The sequence below is a fragment of the Acetobacter oryzifermentans genome, from assembly GCF_001628715.1.
Lineage (GTDB): Bacteria > Pseudomonadota > Alphaproteobacteria > Acetobacterales > Acetobacteraceae > Acetobacter > Acetobacter oryzifermentans.
The window spans coordinates 228,422-245,305 of record NZ_CP011120.1 but is presented as its reverse complement, the minus strand read 5'-3'; the positions used below and the strand labels follow the sequence as shown (position 1 = coordinate 245,305).

General features: G+C 53.9%; 19 protein-coding genes and 2 tRNA genes. 14 read left to right on the top strand and 7 right to left on the bottom strand.

Annotation, left to right across the window (positions count from 1 at the left end):
- Position 1: 1 nt before the first annotated feature.
- The 6 genes from tgt (at position 2) to WG31_RS01110 (ending at position 5,168) form a co-directional block, all read left to right on the top strand.
- Positions 2-1,162 (top strand): tRNA guanosine(34) transglycosylase Tgt, encoded by a 1,161-nt coding sequence (gene tgt / locus WG31_RS01135; protein ID WP_063353363.1) that lies wholly within the window; start codon positions 2-4, stop codon positions 1,160-1,162.
- A 12-nt stretch (positions 1,163-1,174) separates the two neighbouring features.
- Positions 1,175-2,275, top strand: a complete 1,101-nt coding sequence (gene queG, locus WG31_RS01130; protein WP_063353362.1) for a tRNA epoxyqueuosine(34) reductase QueG — start codon at positions 1,175-1,177, stop codon at positions 2,273-2,275.
- The gene (locus WG31_RS01125; RefSeq protein WP_063353361.1) at positions 2,272-2,517 is read left to right on the top strand and encodes a ribbon-helix-helix domain-containing protein; all 246 of its coding nucleotides are present in this window, start codon (positions 2,272-2,274) and stop codon (positions 2,515-2,517) included. The genes queG and WG31_RS01125 overlap by 4 nt, the downstream gene beginning before the upstream one ends.
- Positions 2,518-2,596: 79 nt before the next feature.
- Positions 2,597-3,424, top strand: a complete 828-nt coding sequence (locus WG31_RS01120; RefSeq protein WP_063353360.1) for a TerB family tellurite resistance protein — start codon at positions 2,597-2,599, stop codon at positions 3,422-3,424.
- Between the two features lie 244 nt (positions 3,425-3,668).
- Positions 3,669-4,517, top strand: coding sequence for an MlaA family lipoprotein (locus WG31_RS01115; RefSeq protein ID WP_026019323.1), 849 nt, complete (start codon positions 3,669-3,671; stop codon positions 4,515-4,517).
- Positions 4,518-4,544: 27 nt separating this feature from the next.
- Positions 4,545-5,168, top strand: a complete 624-nt coding sequence (locus WG31_RS01110) for an MlaC/ttg2D family ABC transporter substrate-binding protein (protein ID WP_006116783.1) — start codon at positions 4,545-4,547, stop codon at positions 5,166-5,168.
- Between the two features lie 57 nt (positions 5,169-5,225).
- Here the strand turns inward: WG31_RS01110 and WG31_RS01105 are convergent, their stop codons facing one another.
- The 3 genes from WG31_RS01105 to WG31_RS01095 form a co-directional block, all read right to left on the bottom strand.
- Positions 5,226-5,729, bottom strand: coding sequence for a GNAT family N-acetyltransferase (locus tag WG31_RS01105; protein WP_063353359.1), 504 nt, complete (start codon positions 5,727-5,729; stop codon positions 5,226-5,228).
- Positions 5,730-5,852: 123 nt separating this feature from the next.
- Positions 5,853-7,532 (bottom strand): energy-dependent translational throttle protein EttA, encoded by a 1,680-nt coding sequence (gene ettA, locus WG31_RS01100; protein ID WP_063353358.1) that lies wholly within the window; start codon positions 7,530-7,532, stop codon positions 5,853-5,855.
- 79 nt (positions 7,533-7,611) lie between these two features.
- A tRNA-Ile gene (locus tag WG31_RS01095) sits at positions 7,612-7,685 on the bottom strand.
- 156 nt (positions 7,686-7,841) lie between these two features.
- Here WG31_RS01095 and ppa point away from each other — a divergent pair.
- From ppa to WG31_RS01075, 4 genes are all read left to right on the top strand, one after another.
- Entirely contained in the window at positions 7,842-8,369 is a 528-nt protein-coding gene (gene ppa / locus WG31_RS01090) for an inorganic diphosphatase (protein WP_006116780.1), read from the top strand.
- Between the two features lie 159 nt (positions 8,370-8,528).
- Entirely contained in the window at positions 8,529-9,347 is an 819-nt protein-coding gene (locus WG31_RS01085) for a DODA-type extradiol aromatic ring-opening family dioxygenase (RefSeq protein ID WP_063353357.1), read from the top strand.
- An 82-nt stretch (positions 9,348-9,429) separates the two neighbouring features.
- Entirely contained in the window at positions 9,430-10,038 is a 609-nt protein-coding gene (locus WG31_RS01080; protein WP_063353356.1) for a YceI family protein, read from the top strand.
- A 150-nt stretch (positions 10,039-10,188) separates the two neighbouring features.
- Positions 10,189-10,265: transfer RNA gene (locus tag WG31_RS01075), tRNA-Asp, on the top strand.
- Positions 10,266-10,362: 97 nt separating this feature from the next.
- Here WG31_RS01075 and WG31_RS01070 read toward each other — a convergent pair.
- Entirely contained in the window at positions 10,363-10,890 is a 528-nt protein-coding gene (locus WG31_RS01070) for a carboxymuconolactone decarboxylase family protein (protein ID WP_035352772.1), read from the bottom strand.
- Positions 10,891-11,093: 203 nt separating this feature from the next.
- Positions 11,094-11,636: a peroxiredoxin gene (locus WG31_RS01065; protein WP_063353355.1), complete on the bottom strand. Its 543-nt coding sequence runs from the start codon at positions 11,634-11,636 to the stop codon at positions 11,094-11,096.
- A 180-nt stretch (positions 11,637-11,816) separates the two neighbouring features.
- Here WG31_RS01065 and WG31_RS01060 point away from each other — a divergent pair, with 180 nt between their 5' ends.
- The 3 genes from WG31_RS01060 to WG31_RS01055 all read left to right on the top strand — a co-directional run bounded on the left by WG31_RS01060 (position 11,817) and on the right by WG31_RS01055 (position 13,686).
- Positions 11,817-12,776: a hydrogen peroxide-inducible genes activator gene (locus tag WG31_RS01060; protein WP_063353354.1), complete on the top strand. Its 960-nt coding sequence runs from the start codon at positions 11,817-11,819 to the stop codon at positions 12,774-12,776.
- A 111-nt stretch (positions 12,777-12,887) separates the two neighbouring features.
- Positions 12,888-13,013 carry a type B 50S ribosomal protein L36 gene (ykgO, locus tag WG31_RS14830; RefSeq protein ID WP_003625637.1) on the top strand — a complete coding sequence of 42 codons (126 nt, stop codon included), beginning with the start codon at positions 12,888-12,890 and terminating at the stop codon, positions 13,011-13,013.
- A 4-nt stretch (positions 13,014-13,017) separates the two neighbouring features.
- The gene (locus WG31_RS01055; RefSeq protein ID WP_063353353.1) at positions 13,018-13,686 is read left to right on the top strand and encodes a tetratricopeptide repeat protein; all 669 of its coding nucleotides are present in this window, start codon (positions 13,018-13,020) and stop codon (positions 13,684-13,686) included.
- 24 nt (positions 13,687-13,710) lie between these two features.
- On the opposite strand, the gene WG31_RS01050 is transcribed toward WG31_RS01055, so the two are convergent.
- Positions 13,711-14,592 (bottom strand): prephenate/arogenate dehydrogenase family protein, encoded by an 882-nt coding sequence (locus WG31_RS01050; protein WP_209439381.1) that lies wholly within the window; start codon positions 14,590-14,592, stop codon positions 13,711-13,713.
- A 7-nt stretch (positions 14,593-14,599) separates the two neighbouring features.
- Positions 14,600-15,691: a lysylphosphatidylglycerol synthase domain-containing protein gene (locus WG31_RS01045; RefSeq protein WP_063353351.1), complete on the bottom strand. Its 1,092-nt coding sequence runs from the start codon at positions 15,689-15,691 to the stop codon at positions 14,600-14,602.
- A gap of 195 nt (positions 15,692-15,886) precedes the next feature.
- Between WG31_RS01045 and hpnA the strand changes: the two genes are divergently transcribed.
- Positions 15,887-16,882, top strand: coding sequence for a hopanoid-associated sugar epimerase (gene hpnA, locus WG31_RS01040; protein ID WP_063353350.1), 996 nt, complete (start codon positions 15,887-15,889; stop codon positions 16,880-16,882).
- The last annotated feature ends 2 nt before the right edge of the window (positions 16,883-16,884 follow it).

Here is a 16,884-nt window from a genome sequence, read left to right as displayed (position 1 = left end):
AATGACCCGCTTTAACTGGACGTGTGAAAGCACAGATGGCGCTGCCCGTGCTGGTATGCTGCACACAGCCCACGGCCCTGTAGCCACCCCTACCTTCATGCCGGTTGGCACAGTGGGCACGGTAAAGGCCATGACTATGGATGCCGTGCGCTCTACAGGTGCAGGCATTGTTCTGGGCAACACCTATCACCTCATGTTGCGGCCAGGGGCAGAACGCATACGCGCTTTGGGTGGGCTCCATAAATTCATGGATTGGTCCGGCCCGATTCTAACAGATTCCGGGGGATTTCAGGTGATGTCCTTGGGTGCGCTGCGGCGGCTGGATCAGGATGGCGTCACCTTCCGCTCTCACATCGATGGTTCTGAACATCGGCTCACGCCGGAAAGTTCAACAGACATCCAGCACGCACTGGATGCCACCATCACCATGTGTTTTGATGAATGCCCCGCCCTGCCCGCACCGCCAGAAGCCATTGCAGCTTCCATGCGGCTTTCCATGCGCTGGGCTGCACGCTCCCGCCAAGCCTATGTACAGCGTGAAGGGTATGGTCAGTTCGGTATTGTACAAGGTGGTACAGAAGCGGATCTACGAGCGGAAAGCGTAAAAGCGCTCACCGATATCGGGTTCGAAGGCTACGCCATTGGTGGCCTAGCGGTAGGCGAAGGGCAAGAACTCATGTTCGCCACGCTGGACACCACCACCCCCATCATGCCGCAGGACAAACCACGTTACCTTATGGGCGTAGGAACCCCCGATGATCTGCTTGGCAGCGTGCAACGTGGCGTGGATATGTTTGACTGCGTGATGCCTACCCGCGCAGGCCGCACTGCCCGCGCCTATACCGAGCGCGGCACGCTAAACCTGCGTAATGCCCGCCATGCCACAGATGCACGCCCTATTTCTCCACACTGTGACTGTCTGGCATGTTCACGCCATAGCCGCGCTTATCTGCACCATTTGTTCCGCGCCAATGAAATACTCGGCCCCATGCTGCTAACATGGCATAATATTGCCTATTATCAGCGCCTGATGCGCCAGATTCGGCAGGCTATTGTTGAAAAACGGCTGGATGCACTGGCCACCGCTTTACGTGCAGAATGGGCAGCAGAGGATTGGACGGAAGATGAAATGCCGCAACCCGCTATTCCACCTGTTCCCTGAATAAGTCTTTCTATGATCACCCCTTCCGCGCCTGCGCTACAACCTGTTGCACCAGCAGCAAGACTGGCGGAAAAAATACGCATAAAGGCGCTGGAACTTGGGTTTGATGCCATAGGCTTCTGTCCCGCCCATCTGGGGCCAGAAGTGCGCGCACGGCTGAAAGATTTTTTAGCCGAAGGGTATCATGGTGAAATGGGTTGGTTGGCAGACCGCACGGAACAGCGCAGCCAACCCACGGCCTTATGGCCAGAAGCCCGCAGCGTTATTGCGTTAGGCCTGAACTACACACCGGCAGAGAATCCGCTAAGCACACTCCACAATCGCACATGCGGAAATATTTCCGTGTATGCACGCCACCGTGATTATCACGATGTTGTTAAGGGTATGCTAAAGCATCTGGCCCAGTTTATCGTGCGCGAAGCCCGCATGGTGCTGGATACAGCCCCAGATGTGAAAGTGTTTGTTGATACAGCCCCGGTGGCGGAAAAACCTCTGGCCACACAGGCCGGGCTAGGCTGGCAAGGCAAGCACACCAATCTGGTGTCTCGCCAGCACGGAAGCTGGCTCTTTCTGGGCGAAATCTACACAACGCTGGAACTTCCAGCCTCTGCCCATTCTGGGGGCAGTTGTGGAAGCTGCACCCGTTGCCTGAACGCATGCCCTACGCAGGCTTTTCCGGCCCCTTATCAAATGGATGCACGCAAGTGCATTTCCTACCTGACCATTGAACATGCAGGGCCTATTCCACTGCCACTCCGCAAAGCCATTGGCACACATATTTATGGTTGCGATGATTGCTTGGCCGTATGCCCGTGGAACCGCTTTGCCCAGATATCTCGCCACATCAAGCTGCAACCAAGGCCAGATTTGATAGCACCAGAACTGGCCACACTCAGCCAACTGGATGATGCGGCTTTCCGTGCCATGTTTTCTGGCTCTCCTATCAAACGTATCGGACGCAACCGGTTCATCCGCAACGTGCTGATAGCCATTGGCAATTCTGGCCATCCGGATTTGCTGCCTTATGCACAAGCATTGCGGCAAGACCCAGATGCGGTTGTGGCGGAAGCAGCAGATTGGGCCACGCAGCGCCTGACGGGAGATGCAGCTTGAGCCGCCATTTACGCAAACGCAGCCTGATTCTGGCAGGCCATGATACCAGCGTGGCGTTAGAACCCACCTTTTGGGATGTGCTGGAAGATATAGCCAACCAACAGGCACAAACACTGCCGCAGATGGTTACCAAAGTGGATGCCGCACGCTCACCCGAGCAATCACTAGCCTCTGCCTTACGGGTTTATGCACTGGAATGGCTGAAACAGCAGCTTACCACTCATGCAATTCCCTCTGCCTGAAAGCAACGCAGAACTGCTGTGTCCGCTTAAAGCATCAGGGATGTTTGGGCAGGCTGCCAGAACGTGATAAACTATTGCTATGGCGATCTGGGGTAAAATTTTTGGTGGCGTAGCCGGTTTTGCCGTAGGCGGGCCGGTTGGCGCAGCGGTTGGCACAGCACTCGGCCACGCAGCAGATACAGGTGCGATTCTCCAGCCTCCAACAGGTGGCTGGAGCGATAAATGGGCTGCGCGCGCAAGGCCAGACCCTAACGGGGCTGCTACCTTTGTGGCTGCCAAACTGGCTGCGGCCCTTGGCAAGAAGGAACAGCTTTACGGGCTTTCCTGCGTTATCCTTAGCGCCAAACTGGCTAAGTGTGATGCGCCCGTTAACCGGCGAGAAATCAACGCCTTTAAATCTCGTTTTCGCGTGCCAGATGAAAACATGCGTGAAGTTGGACGCCTGTTTGATATGGCACGCCAACGCACGGATGATTACGAAGCCTTCGCGCGTGAACTGGGGCAAGTTTACGCAACAGATAAACGCCCGTTGGAAGACCTGATGGGAATTCTGTTTACCATTGCGCGCGCCGATCTGGCTGCGGATGAACCCTTGGCTCCTGAAGAAGAGCGTTTTCTCAAACGGGTACATGCCCTGTTTGGTTTAAGCCGTGGCGCGTGGGAACGTGCAGCCCACGGGCGTTCCACCCCAGCCATGGCCGAAGATGATGCCTATACTGTTATGGGTGCCTCGCCAGATCTTTCAAATGAAGAACTGCGTGCCTTGTGGAAGAAACTGGTGCGGCAGTACCACCCGGATATTCTGTTGGCCCGCAATGCAAGCGCCGTTGAAATTGAAGCCGCATCCGTCAAAATTTCACGCATTAACGCTGCGTGGGATATCATCAAGCGGGATCGTGGCCTCTGATTTCAGGATTCTCTTTTCTTTTTGAAGCAAGATAGGAAGTGCGACTTTCTGGCAACAGATTGCACAAAAATCTCTCACTCTCCTGTCAAAGATCGCACACACAGGTCTATTTTACGCCCCTGTTTGTTATGCAAGTAAGCCCTGCCATTGCGCCGCTGGTTTCTCGTGGTAGAGAAAGCGACAGCAATTGGCCTGCATTCAGCATGGGCCAGACGGTCGTCACAGAGCAAAGGTAAAGGTGGCAATGATTTCAGGACGGAACGGCTCAAGGCTCCGCCCTCGCGCGCAGGCAAAAAAAAGTCAGACGCGGGAAGGTTCCTCGGCACAGCGCCGTTTTCGTTTGGGCACATTCTGCCTGGCCGCCACTTTGCTGGGTACGGCAGGATGCAGTGCTATTAAGGCACCCGTACCCAAAGACCCGGATGCTCTGGCTGAATACAAGGCGGCGAACGACCCCTACGAACCGTTGAACCGCAAGATGTTCAACTTAACCATGAAGTTCGATAAATGGGGCCTGCGCCCCATGGCCAAAGCTTACGTGTGGGCCGTGCCACGCCCGGTACGTAATTCATTGGGCAACCTTGTCAGAACCATGAACGAACCCTCCGTTTTCTTTAACGATGTGGGGGCAGGCAAGCCACGCCGCGCAGGTGATATGTTTGTGCGCTGGTGCGTGAACATGACAGTGGGCTTGGGCGGTTTGATTGACGTGGCCAAAATGGCCGGATTCCCGCACCATGATAACGATGCCGGTATGACACTGGCTAACTGGGGCATTCCTGCGGGGCCATATCTGTTCCTGCCAATGGGGCCATCTTCTATCCGTGATGGTATTGGCTACGCCATTGACCAAGGCCTTTCCCCATGGGACTATGTGCCACGCGGGTACGGGTTGGTTAGCTTTAACTGGGCTTATAACCTGTTTGGGGTTGTGCATGCCCGTTCTGAGCATTTGGATGAACTAGACGCGTTGGAGCGTGACGCGCTGGATCCTTATGCTACGATTCGTAGCGCCTATCAGCAGCAGCGTCGGGCGCAGGCTGAAGCCATCAAGAATGATAACCGCGCGACCGTGCCAGACTGGTACCATTAAGAAAAACAGCCAAAAGGGTACACAGACATGAAATTTCTTTCAAGCCGCCGTGTTATTCTGGGTGCCTTTGCCCTGCTTTGCGCTGGTGGCCTTTTTTCCGCTCCCGCTCGTGCTGCGGAAAACGCAAAACAATTTATTCAGGTATTTGGCAACCAGCTTGTCGCTATCGTCAACAGCCCTATTCCGCTGAGCGAAAAGAAAGAGAAAGTTCTGCCGCTGGTGCAGAAAAACGTCGATATTGATGGAATCGGCCGCTACTGCCTGGGCCGTTACTGGAAAACAGCCTCACCAGACCAGCAACAGCGTTATCTGGGCCTGTTCCATCAGGTTCTGGTGAACGCCATTACGGACAAGCTGGGTGAATACCGTGGCGTAAACTTTACGCTGGGGAATGTAACCAGCTCTGGCCCAGATGAATACGCCGTGGACAGCACGCTGATGCGCCCACAACAGCCTGCGGCCGCCATGCAGTGGATTGTTAGCGAAGCCTCTGGCAGCCCCAAAGTGGTGGACGTAATTGGTGAAGGTGCAAGCCTGCGCCTAACGCAGCGGAATGACTATTCCTCCTACATCGCACGTAATGGCGGTAACGTAGGTGCCCTTCTGGATGCATTGCAGCGCCAGTTAAGCCACCACACAGCGGCCAACTAACGCACAAATAGAGTTTTTGGTTTGTAGAAAAAGGCGTTCCCTCTGGGAGCGCCTTTTTTATGGCTTGGGCCAAACACTTTCATAAACCAGCATTGTTTGGCCATCTCTTTGAAACGTTTCTTCCACCCGCATACCAATACCACCCAAAATGGTGCGGGACGCCACGTTGCTTTCTGCTGCAACGGCTATCACTTTATTAATTCCGGCATCATGCGCAAAGTTAAGCGCGGCACTTGCGGCTTCTCGCGCAATACCTCGACCGCTGGCCCACGGAAAAAGCGCAAAGCGTAAGGCAAAGCCACGCCCATCGGGCCGATCATGAATACCGGTCATGCCGACAAAGCGGCCTTTTTCATGAATGGTAAAAATACCTACCCGATGGCAGGCCCAGAAAGCGATATCATCCGCCATTTCCAGTTCCGCCTGCTGGCGGCTACGCACGCCACCCAACATGCGTCCAAAGGCACCGCCATCTGCTTTTAGACGCACCATATCTTCCATATCCCGCCATGTTACGGGCTTAAGCAGCAGGCGCGGAGTTCTAACAGAACGCGAATCCACAATTCACGCCTTGCAGCAAAGGAAAGGCAAAAGCCCTTCCTCTAATTCCGCATGCTGCCGGTAATACATGGTGCCTTCATCAAGATAGGAGCCCAATAAATTAAGGGCTCCTATTAACCCTACTTAGCGGGCCAGAGGTTTGTACTGGATACGGCCAGGTTCTGTCGCATCTGGCCCCAGACGGCGGCGTTTGTCTTCTTCATATGCCTGGAAGTTCCCTTCAAACCATTCCACGTGGGAATCGCCCTCAAAGGCCAGAATATGCGTTGCCAGACGGTCCAGGAACCAGCGATCATGCGAGATCACCACTGCGCAACCGGGGAATTCTGCCAGCGCATCTTCCAGCGCACGCAGGGTGTCCACGTCCAAATCGTTGGTAGGCTCATCCAACAGGATCACATTGCTTTCCTGCCGTAGCATCTTGGCCAGATGCACGCGGTTGCGTTCACCACCAGAAAGCACGCCAACCTTTTTCTGCTGATCAGAACCTTTAAAGTTAAAGGCCCCAACATAAGCGCGTGAAGGCACAGCCCGCTTGCCCAGATAGATAACATCCGTGCCGCCGGAAATTTCTTCCCATACGGTTTTATCTGCATCAAGATCATCACGAGACTGATCTACGTAACCAAGCTTTACGGTTTCACCAATTTTCAGCGCACCCGCATCCGGCTTTTCCTGCCCGATAATCATTTTGAACAGGGTAGATTTACCAGCACCGTTCGGCCCAATAACACCCACAATACCACCCGGCGGCAGCTTGAAGTTAAGGTTATCAATCAGCAGGCGTTCACCAAAGCCTTTGGTGAGGTTTTCGGCCTCAATAACAGTGCCACCAAGGCGTGGGCCAGGTGGAATAACAATGTCCGCAACGCCGCTAACTTTTTCAGCACTGGCCGCCAACATTTCCTCATATTTGGTAATACGGGCCTTGCTTTTGGTCTGGCGTGCTTTGGGGCTAGCGTTAATCCATTCCTGTTCCGCAGCCAGTGCACGCTGGCGGGAACTTTCTTCCTTTTCTTCCTGTGCCAGACGCTTGCGCTTCTGCTCCAGCCAAGAGGAATAGTTGCCTTCGAACGGAATACCGCGGCCACGCTCGATTTCCAGAATCCAGTTGGTCACGTTGTCCAGGAAGTAACGGTCATGGGTAATAACCATAACGGTGCCATCGTAATCCTTCAGCGTGCGCTCAAGCCATGCAACACTTTCGGCATCCAGATGGTTGGTTGGTTCGTCCAACAGCAGCAGGTCGGGCTTTTCCAGCAGCAGACGGCACAGCGCCACGCGGCGGCGCTCACCACCAGAAAGCTTATCTACCGGGCTATCTGCGGGTGGGCAGCGCAGGGCATCCAGCGCAATATCTAGCTTGCGGTCCAGCTCCCAACCATCACCGGCATCAATCTTTTCCTGCAATTCGGCCTGTTCAGCCAGCAGGGCATTCATTTCCTCATCTTCCATGGGTTCGGCAAAGCGGGCGGAAATCTCGTTAAACCGATCTACGGCCTTTTTAAGATTACCAAAGCCCAGAGCCACGTTTTCGCCCACGGTCAGCTTAGGGTTTAGCTGCGGTTCCTGCTCCAGATAGCCAACACGCACCCCTTCTGCGGCCCATGCCTCACCACCGAATTCCTTATCGATGCCGGCCATGATTTTCAGCAGTGTGGACTTACCTGCACCGTTCACACCCAAGATACCAATTTTGGCACCCGGCATGAAGGATAGCGTGATGCCTTTAAACACTTCACGCCCGCCGGGATAGGACTTTGTCAGATCCTTCATGACATAAACGTATTGATAGGATGCCATGATAATGAACTCCCGTAATGCGGATGGGTAAGATTAAAGGGCGGGTGCGACCACATCGGCGCAGCAAGCTGTTATCGCCTGCGCCCGGCAGGACTTGAACCCGCAACCAAGCCGTTATGAGCGGCCCGCTCTAACCAATTGAGCTACGGGCGCGCAGGCGGGTTCCTGATTACGCAACCTGAGCGATTTGGCAAGGGTTTCTGTGCTGAAAACTGCCAGTTGGCATGAAAAACGCATTACTCTTGGCAAGCGGGCATCTGCCAGATAGGGTTTGCCGCCTTTAATTTTTCAGCTCTGGAGCAGTCTTCAATGGACGTTTCAAAACTTTCCCCCGGCAAAGATGTGCCGTTTGATATTAACGTCGTGATCGAAATTCCGCAGGGTTCTTCTGTCAAATACGAAATCGACAAGGAAAGCGGCGCCCTTGTGGTGGACCGTTTCCTGTTCACGCCCATGGCTTACCCTACGGCTTACGGCTTTATCCCCAACACGCTGGCCGCTGATGGCGACCCGACGGACGCTCTGGTGCTGACGCCGCACAATGTTGTGCCCGGTTGTGTGATTCGCGCCCGCCCAATTGGCGTTCTGAAGATGGAAGACGAATCCGGTCAGGACGAAAAAATCATCTGCGTGCCGCACGATAAAGTGCACCCACAGTTTACCAAGGTGCAGAGCGTGGACGATCTGCCGGAAATTACCGTGCAGGCCATTGAGCACTTTTTCACCCGCTACAAAGACCTTGAAAAAGGCAAATGGGTGAAAGTGACCGGTTGGGGCACAAAGGAAGAAGCAGGCGAGTTCATTGTGAAAGCTCTGGAAGCTGCAAAAGGCAAATAAACCGCCTTTGCACTCTGCTTACAAAAAGCTGCGGCGGCTTCTGCCCCGCAGCTTTTTTCTTGCCTCATACCCTATGCAAAAACAGTTTTCCTAGAATAACAGCTTATCAAGCACCCCCTTCGCCTCCAATATGAAGCACGGATATTGGAGAAAAATAGCATGCCCATTACGGGGTCTTCCCTTCCCTCGCGCCAACCCGTTCTCTTTCTTCCTCATGGTGGTGGCCCATGCTTTTTTATGGATTGGCCCAATACGTGGGATAAAATGGCGGCGTATCTCCGCAGCACGCAAAGCACCCTCCCCCGTAAACCCGATGCCATTGTGGTGGTTTCCGGCCATTGGGAAGAAGACATTCCCACCATTACGGCCGCGCCCAATCCATCCCTGATTTATGATTACTTTGGCTTTCCGCCACATACCTATCAGCTACAATACCCAGCGCCGGGCAGCCCTGAACTGGCTCAAAGTGTTTGCAACCTTTTGCACGCAGCCGGCATGCCATGCGCCACAGATGACAAACGCGGGTTTGACCACGGTGTCTTTATTCCCTTCATGCTGGCGTTTGAAAAAGCTGATATCCCGATTGTGGAACTCTCCCTGCTAAAAAGCATGGACCCTGCCGCCCACATTGCTCTAGGGGCCGCGCTGGAGCCTTTACGTGCCCAGAATGTGCTGATTATTGGCACAGGCATGAGCTATCATAACCTGCGCCACTTCATGAACGGTTCCCCAGCCACCAATCAGGCTGCACAAGAATTTGATACATGGCTGGAAAAAGCAGTTACAGCCCCGCCAGTTAAGCGCGATACCCAGCTTGTGCACTGGGCCGCTGCCCCCGGCGCACGTATTTGCCATCCGCGGGAGGAACATTTGCTGCCACTTATGGTGGCAGCAGGCGCTGCCGGGCAGGATGAAGGGATTCGCACTTATAGCGATACCGTTTTGGGTAAAGCGCTATCTGGTTTCCGCTTCGGTTAAAGGCCGTAAAAACTTACTGGCAACTTTCTGTTTGCTCAGGAGCTATCCCTCTCAAAGCCCTCGTTTTTAAAGGAACAAGCTTATGAGCACTTTTTTCTCGCGCCCTGTCCTTATGATTGCGGGATTAACTTTTGTTCTCTCCACGGCTCAAGCTGCTCCAGCCTTTTCCGCTGTTGAACAAGGAAACTACGCTGTAGATCCCAACCATACGCAGGTGGTGTTTTCTGTACTCCATCTGGGCTTTACCAATTATTCCGGCTTTTTCTCAAACGCATCGGGCACGCTTGCGCTTGATCCTGCTCAACCGGAAGCATCGCGGCTCAATGTCTCTATTCCCACTGACAGCGTCCTAACCCCCAGCACCAAGCTGACTAACGAGCTCAAAACCTCTGAATGGCTTGATGTGGCCCACTACCCCAAGGCTGAATTTGTTTCCTCCAAAATCACACCAACCGGAACAGACACGGCTGATATTGAAGGGCAATTTACGCTACATGGCATTACACAGCCACTTACCCTGCACGCACGTTTTATAGGCGCAGGGCAAAACCCCATGAACAAAACCTATACTGTGGGCTTTCAGGCTACGGGAGAACTGAAGCGCAGCGCCTATGGCATAAAAACCTATGAGCCCTTGGTGGCGGACAAGGTGTTGCTTTCTATTGCCGGAGCATTTGAAAAGGCCAAATAAGCCATTCCTTTCAAAAGAAATTGCCACTTTCTTTGCGCGTAGCACGAGAAATTCTTCCTGAAATGAATTTTTTTATGAAAACCCTGTTGCCAAACGCGAAAACATCGCTATAAAGCGCGACATACCAACGCACGAAAGCGCGTTGAAACTGCGGGTGTAGCTCAGTTGGTTAGAGCGCCGGCCTGTCACGCCGGAGGTCGCGGGTTCGAGCCCCGTCACTCGCGCCACTTTATTTCCTTAAAAACTTATTTCTTTTTGGAATACAAAGTGGTGCGGCCTGCTTTTGTCCGGCTGCCAAGCAGCCGGAAGCAAGGCTTTTCAGCTTCAATCACCTAAAGCACTGGAACCTTGTAGGGTAACTGCAACGGCATGCACAGTTGCGGCAATACGTGCTGCTGTTTGCACGGCAGATGCCCCTAATGCCTCGCGCACAATTTTTTCATGGCTGGTCACACACAGATCACATCCATTGATTACGGAAACAGCCAGACACCACAGCTCAAAATCAGCTTTTTCTACGCCCGGCTTGGCAATCACGCTCATGCGCAACTGCGCAGGCATCTGGGAATATTCACCACCTGCCATATGCACAAAGCGGTAGTAAATGTTGTTCATGGCCATAATAGCATTAGCAGATTTGGCTGCCGTAAGAGCTTCTGGTGAAAGTGTTGAAGCAAACTGCGCCACAATAGCTGATGTAACTTCATCATTCCGCGCGGCGAGTGCAGACGCCACAAATGTGCCAGCCAACTGCTGCGGTGTGAGTGTCACATCATTAACCAAAGAGCTGAGATTCAGCCGCAGATCCTTGGCATAATCGGGAATACGATCCTTGATTGCATCAATGGACATAGCATTTTCCAATATTCAGGTTGTTCGGAAAAATCAGACGCATAGCGCCCGCGCGGTTTTTGCCGCGTAAACTGCCCCACTATTTGGCGCAGTTGGTAACCACATCAAGGCTACCGCCTCCCCCTTTATGGAAGAAGGCAACGGGTGGCATATGCCACCCGCACCGCCTCATCCGCCCCGCAGGCCGGATGAAATTTTCAGGCTCAGACTTTAATAAAGTCGTCACCCTTCTTCCAGTTACATGGGCACAGTTCGTCGCTCTGCAGGCCATCCAGAATACGCAGGATTTCCTGTGGGTTACGACCAACGGACAGATCGTTGACGGATACGTGGCGAATCACGCCATGTGGGTCCACAACAAAAGTGGCGCGCAGGGCAACGCCGGCTTCTTTAGCCAGCACGCCTGTGCCTTCTGTCAGCTCACGTTTGATGTCAGCCAGCATCGGGATCGGCAGATCCTTCAGGTCATCATGATGCAGGCGCCAGTTAAGGTGCACGAACTGGCTGTCGATGGACACACCGTACACAACGGCATCGCGATCAGCGAAGTCTTTAGCCAGCTTACCGAAAGCCACAATTTCTGTCGGGCAGACGAACGTGAAGTCCATCGGCCAGAAGAATACGATCTTCCACTTACCGGCATCGCTCTTGTCAGAAATCTGAACGAATTCGCCCTTCAGGCCTTCCGGGCCACCAGGAACGGCGGTCAGATCAAAACTTGGAAATTTATCGCCAACTGTCAGCATAATCTTGCTCCTTATAGCTTGGCACACACCATGCAGCACCAACGTGCCACCGGCTGTGTTGTCCTGTATGGCGCGGCTTTTTCATTTAAGCCAATGAATATTTTATATCAAAATCATTGAACTATTCGATGAAATGCCGAAGATTTGCCCCTTAGATACATTGCATCAGGAAATCATACCGTGCTGCCGCTGCCTTCTGCCCAGCAATTACGCTATCTGATCACCCTTTCAGAACTGCGCCATTTTGGGCGGGCTGCCGCTGCTTGTGCAGTCACACAATCCACCCTTTCCGCCGGTATTATGGCGCTGGAACGCCAGCTTGATGCCCCTTTGCTAGACCGCACCGTGGGCAAAAAAGTGGTGTTCACCCCTTTGGGCCACGAAATTGCACTCAAGGCCCGGCAAGCACTGGCGGCACTGGAAGCCGTGCCGCAATTGGCTGCCGCTGCCCGCACACCGCTAACTGGGCCGCTACGAGTCGGCATTATTCCCACCATTGGGCCATTTCTGATTCCACAATTGGTGCTTAACTTGCGCGAGCACTTTCCGCGCCTTCTGTTGTCCATTACGGAAGACACGACCGAACACCTGCTGGAAAAACTCTCCCTCGGCCAGTTAGATACACTGGTGGTGGCCATGCCCTGCCTGTGCGATGGCACAGAAACACACCCATTATGGCAAGACCCCTTCCGGGTGATTATGCCACCAGACCACCCATTTTCTGCCCTACCTGCCGTACCAGCCTCTCAATTATCCGAACACAACATGATCATGATGGAGGATGGGCACTGCCTGCGCGATCAAACTCTGGCCATTTGCCGCCAAAGCCCAAGCCGGAGCGGATCTGAAGGGGAAAGCGACTCCACCTTTACCGCTATGTCTCTCCACTCCATGGCAGAAATGGTGGAACTGGGGTTGGGCATTGCCATTATGCCCGAACTGGCCATTCATGCAGGCATTCTGCGAGGCCGTAATCTTATAGCACGCCCCCTTACCAGCGATCTGGCGCGGCGCACCATTGGGCTAGCGTGGCGGCCAAGATCTCCCCGCGCAGCAGATTTTCAAACACTAGCCACAACTTTTGCGGCACTGGCCCCACCTGCAACATCCTCTCGCAAAGCAGAAAATCCACCTGAATGATGAGAAAATGCGCCCAGAAATGCGAGAAATATTGACTCTCACGCACGCACCCGGTATGTGCCGAGCCAACTTATTTTGTACGTCCATCAGCATCGGCGGAGAAAACGGGCCATGAAAATCAGAAACAGCCTGAAGTCGGCCAAAGTGCGCGATAAAGACTGCCGTGTAGTGCGTCGTCGCGGCCGGGTTTATGTTATCAACAAGAAGAACCCTCGCATGAAAGCTCGTCAGGGCTAATCTCATGCATCATCCGGCCCTTTTTGGCTGGTTGAACACGCATGTCATGCGTAAAACCCGTTCTTCCGCTTGCCGGAGGAGCGGGTTTTTGTTTGCCGGCATCTGCGCAATACATATGGGCCTTCCGGCTACAGGATGGACGCAAACCACCACACCACCAGCACATGCCACATCACAGCATTCCAGCAGCATTGCAGAACAAATAAAGCAGCTTTCCACGGCATTGGCTCACGCCAAAACACCAGAGGAAGCGCACACTCTGCAAGAACAACTGGAGGCCCTCCGTTCGGCCAAGCTTTCCCCCACCACACAACTTTTGGTTCGTCGGGCAGAAAAAGATCTGACAACCGATAAACCAGATGATGCGGTGGAAGACATAAGCGATGCACTGGCCCTACAGCCCGACCAAGCCATTCTGTGGCGCACACGCGCTCAAATGCGCCTTGTGGCGGGAGATCTTAAAGGAGCCATCGCTGATATAGGTGAAGCCTTGCAGCGCGATCCGCTAGATGCGGAAAGCTGGAGCCTTCTGACCAGTGTTGAAGAACACCGTAATGATGGCACAGCCGCACTGAAAGCCTGGCAGAAAGTGCTAGAACTCAGCCCCATGACAGACCGCAACCACAAACGGCTGGATGCGCTACACATCAAGGCCTACGGGCAGCCGACCTGATTTTTAAGCAAGCAGGTCTGGCCTTTAGGCCTGTTTGTTCTCGATCAGACTTTTGCGAATTTTGCGGCCCCGTTCAATCCGATCCACAATGTAATCGGAATCTTCCCATCGGATAGCGCGCGCCATAGCCTGCGCATCTTCCATAAACCGACCCAGCATTTCCAGCAGAGCTTCACGGTTGGAAAGAAAAATATCCCGCCACATAATGGGGTCTGAAGCTGCAATACGTGTAAAATCCCGAAAGCCGGATGCAGCAAAATCCAACACCTCAGACCGGGTTTCACTCGCCAGATCATCTGCCGTGCCGCAAATGGTAAAGGCCAGCAAATGCGGCAAATGGCTAACAATGGCGCAAACACGATCATGATGCGCGGGTGTCATTTCCCGCAAGCGGGCACCGCAGCGTTCCCACAAGGTGCGCATTTTTTCCAACGCCTCTGCCGTAGTGCAGTCTAATGGCGTCATCAGGCACCAGCGATTCTCAAATAAATCTGCCAGCCCGGCATCTGGGCCAGAAAACTCTGTGCCTGCCATAGGATGCGTGGGCACATATGGCACATCTGCCCGTAGTGAAGGCCTGATAGCCTCAATCACAGACACCTTGGTAGAGCCCACATCTGTCAATATTGCGCCGGGCTTCATGGCCGAAACAACCTGTGCAGCTACTGCGCCCATAGCGCCTACTGGCACACACAGCATCACGCAATCAGCCTGCGCGGCTGCGGCTGCGGCATCTGTTGTCACTTCATCCGCAATACCTAGATCTGCCACACGGGCACACACATCCGGGCTCTGATCCACTGCTATAAGTTTGCGGACCAGATTTCCCTCCGCCTGTGCACGCCGCAACACGGAAGATCCGATAAGCCCTGGCCCAATAACAGCCAGCGTATCAAAAACAGGCACAGTATCCTCAGCCAAGGTGAGTATCCTTCACCACCGAAGAAGCGGGAGGATACGCTGCCTTGTCCTCATCAGTTTTATTATTGTTCCGTAAACCGTGCATTTCCATGAACTGCCATGCCAACAGAACAGGAATGCCGATGATGATCTCACGCCCACGCCGCAGCAAAGAAAGCCCAAGTGAGACAGAAGGATCGATACCAAAAGCATGGCCTAGCGCCATATAGGCGCCTTCCTGCACACCCAAGCTACCGGGCACCAGAAACCCTAAAGACATAATGGCGCAGGTTACGCCTTCCACAGCAACGGCATTGGGGAAGGAAAGATGCGCACCCAGAAAACGCGCCGTTAGCCAAAGCATAGCTGCGCTGCCCAGCCACCCTATAAAATGGTACAGCGCAGAGCGGCAGATATGCCACGGGCGGCTCCATGCCGCTTCCATCTGCTCTTGCAGATCATCAGCGCCTTGAGTCAGGTTTTCGTGCCATTGGGAGGCAAGGCTGCGGGTAAATGTTCCACCAAATTTGCGGAATAGATTACCACCATGCCGCTGGGTCCAGATAAACCCGGCTGTACCTGCAATAAGGAACACCGCACCGCACACTACGGGCACAACAAACGGGCTGGAACGCTGATGCGCCACCAAAAAAGCAACGGCCAGCAGCACAAACGCTACCTGCCCCATCACTTCCGTGGTGATATCTACCAGATTGGCGCAAGCTGCCTCTGGCAACGCCACTTCCCGCTTATCGCCTTTATAAAAGCCATGCGATGAGCATGTGGCCCGAATCCCGATAACAATGCCACCGAGCTGGGAAAAAGGCAGGCACGTTGCTGCGGCATCGCGCACCATGCGGGCGGATAGCAGCCTAAAATAGCCCAGTTCGGGAAAAGCGGCATGCCAAGCCAGCCCCAGAACGCCATCTACCAGCAACTGGCAGCATACCATTACAAGAAAGCCGCCCAGACCTATACGCATAACGGCATGCAAAACGGAATCGAAACCGCTCCATGCCATTGCTGCCGTAACGGCCACAAGCCCGAGAAAAGTAAGAAAAACCGTAAGCTTCTTCAAGGCCCCAGCTCTGTTTGTCCAGCACACCCAAGGCCCTTTGCCATGTGGTAAAAAGCAAGCGGCGCATCAGTGTGTGTGTGTGTGATTGGTTCGTCCCCTTACACCACCACGGGGTCTGGCGCCACCTCGGACAGCAGGATAAAGAAACAGACCTGCCGTTCGGGATTAACGTCCTTACCACTTTTATTTACGTATCGTACCTCTGGGGGAGCGTATATTCTCATGACTGCCCATACCCTCGTAACCGGCGCAACAGGCTTTGTTGGTTCCGCCGTAGCCCGCACTTTGCTGGAACGGGGGCATTCCCTGCGGCTAATGGTGCGCGAAGGCAGCGATAGACGCAATATTGCGGATATTCCTGCCGATTTGGTGGACGGTGATCTTTCTCGCCCAGAAACCTTTGCGCGTGCGGTAGAAGGGTGCCGCTACGTATTCCACGTTGCTGCCGATTACCGGCTATGGGTGCCAGACCCTGCCCCTATGATGACAGCAAACGTAGAGGGCACCCGCCAGCTTATGCTGGCCGCAAAAGCGGCTGGTGTTGAAAAAATTGTGTATTGTTCCTCTGTTGCGGCATTGGGCCTGATTGGTGATGGTTCCATTGCCGATGAAAACACCCCCGTACAGGAACATGCCGTTATTGGCATTTACAAGCGCTCTAAATACCGGGCCGAACAGGAAGTGCTGCAATTAGTGCGTGATCAGGGGCTACCGGCGGTTATCGTAAACCCTTCCACACCCGTTGGCCCGCGAGACATCAAACCCACCCCCACCGGGCAGATGATTCTGGATTGCGCCGCAGGCCGCATGCCCGCCTATGTAGATACAGGCGTGAATATTGTACATGTAGATGACGTGGCTGAAGGCCATGCGCTAGCGCTGGAACGTGGCACCGTTGGCGAAAAATATATTCTGGGCGGAGAAAACTACCTGCTGGGCGATCTGTTCGCTATGGTTTCAGAAATTGCCCACGTGCCGCCACCAAAAATCAGGCTGCCGCAGGAAGTCATCTGGCCTGTGGCAATTGTGTCCGAATGGCTTTCCCGCTCCTTTGGCATCAACCCACGTGTAACGCGTGAGATGTTGGCCATGTCCCGCAAAAAAATGTTCTTCTCATCCGATAAAGCCAAACGTGCACTAGGGTATAACCCGCGTCCAGCACGCAAGGCGGTGGAAGATGCCATTACCTGGTTCCGCAATAATGGCATGCTGAAATAGGA

Coding starts and splice junctions, on each gene's coding strand:
- WG31_RS01085 (WP_063353357.1), top strand. CDS start 8,529: ATGCCCATTACGGGGTCTTCCCTTCCCTCGCGCCAACCCGTTCTCTTT.
- WG31_RS01065 (WP_063353355.1), bottom strand. CDS start 11,636: ATGCTGACAGTTGGCGATAAATTTCCAAGTTTTGATCTGACCGCCGTT.
- ppa (WP_006116780.1), top strand. CDS start 7,842: ATGGACGTTTCAAAACTTTCCCCCGGCAAAGATGTGCCGTTTGATATT.
- WG31_RS01115 (WP_026019323.1), top strand. CDS start 3,669: ATGATTTCAGGACGGAACGGCTCAAGGCTCCGCCCTCGCGCGCAGGCA.
- tgt (WP_063353363.1), top strand. CDS start 2: ATGACCCGCTTTAACTGGACGTGTGAAAGCACAGATGGCGCTGCCCGT.
- hpnA (WP_063353350.1), top strand. CDS start 15,887: ATGACTGCCCATACCCTCGTAACCGGCGCAACAGGCTTTGTTGGTTCC.
- WG31_RS01080 (WP_063353356.1), top strand. CDS start 9,430: ATGAGCACTTTTTTCTCGCGCCCTGTCCTTATGATTGCGGGATTAACT.
- WG31_RS01055 (WP_063353353.1), top strand. CDS start 13,018: ATGCATCATCCGGCCCTTTTTGGCTGGTTGAACACGCATGTCATGCGT.
- WG31_RS01110 (WP_006116783.1), top strand. CDS start 4,545: ATGAAATTTCTTTCAAGCCGCCGTGTTATTCTGGGTGCCTTTGCCCTG.
- WG31_RS01070 (WP_035352772.1), bottom strand. CDS start 10,890: ATGTCCATTGATGCAATCAAGGATCGTATTCCCGATTATGCCAAGGAT.
- ettA (WP_063353358.1), bottom strand. CDS start 7,532: ATGGCATCCTATCAATACGTTTATGTCATGAAGGATCTGACAAAGTCC.
- WG31_RS01120 (WP_063353360.1), top strand. CDS start 2,597: ATGGCGATCTGGGGTAAAATTTTTGGTGGCGTAGCCGGTTTTGCCGTA.
- queG (WP_063353362.1), top strand. CDS start 1,175: ATGATCACCCCTTCCGCGCCTGCGCTACAACCTGTTGCACCAGCAGCA.
- ykgO (WP_003625637.1), top strand. CDS start 12,888: ATGAAAATCAGAAACAGCCTGAAGTCGGCCAAAGTGCGCGATAAAGAC.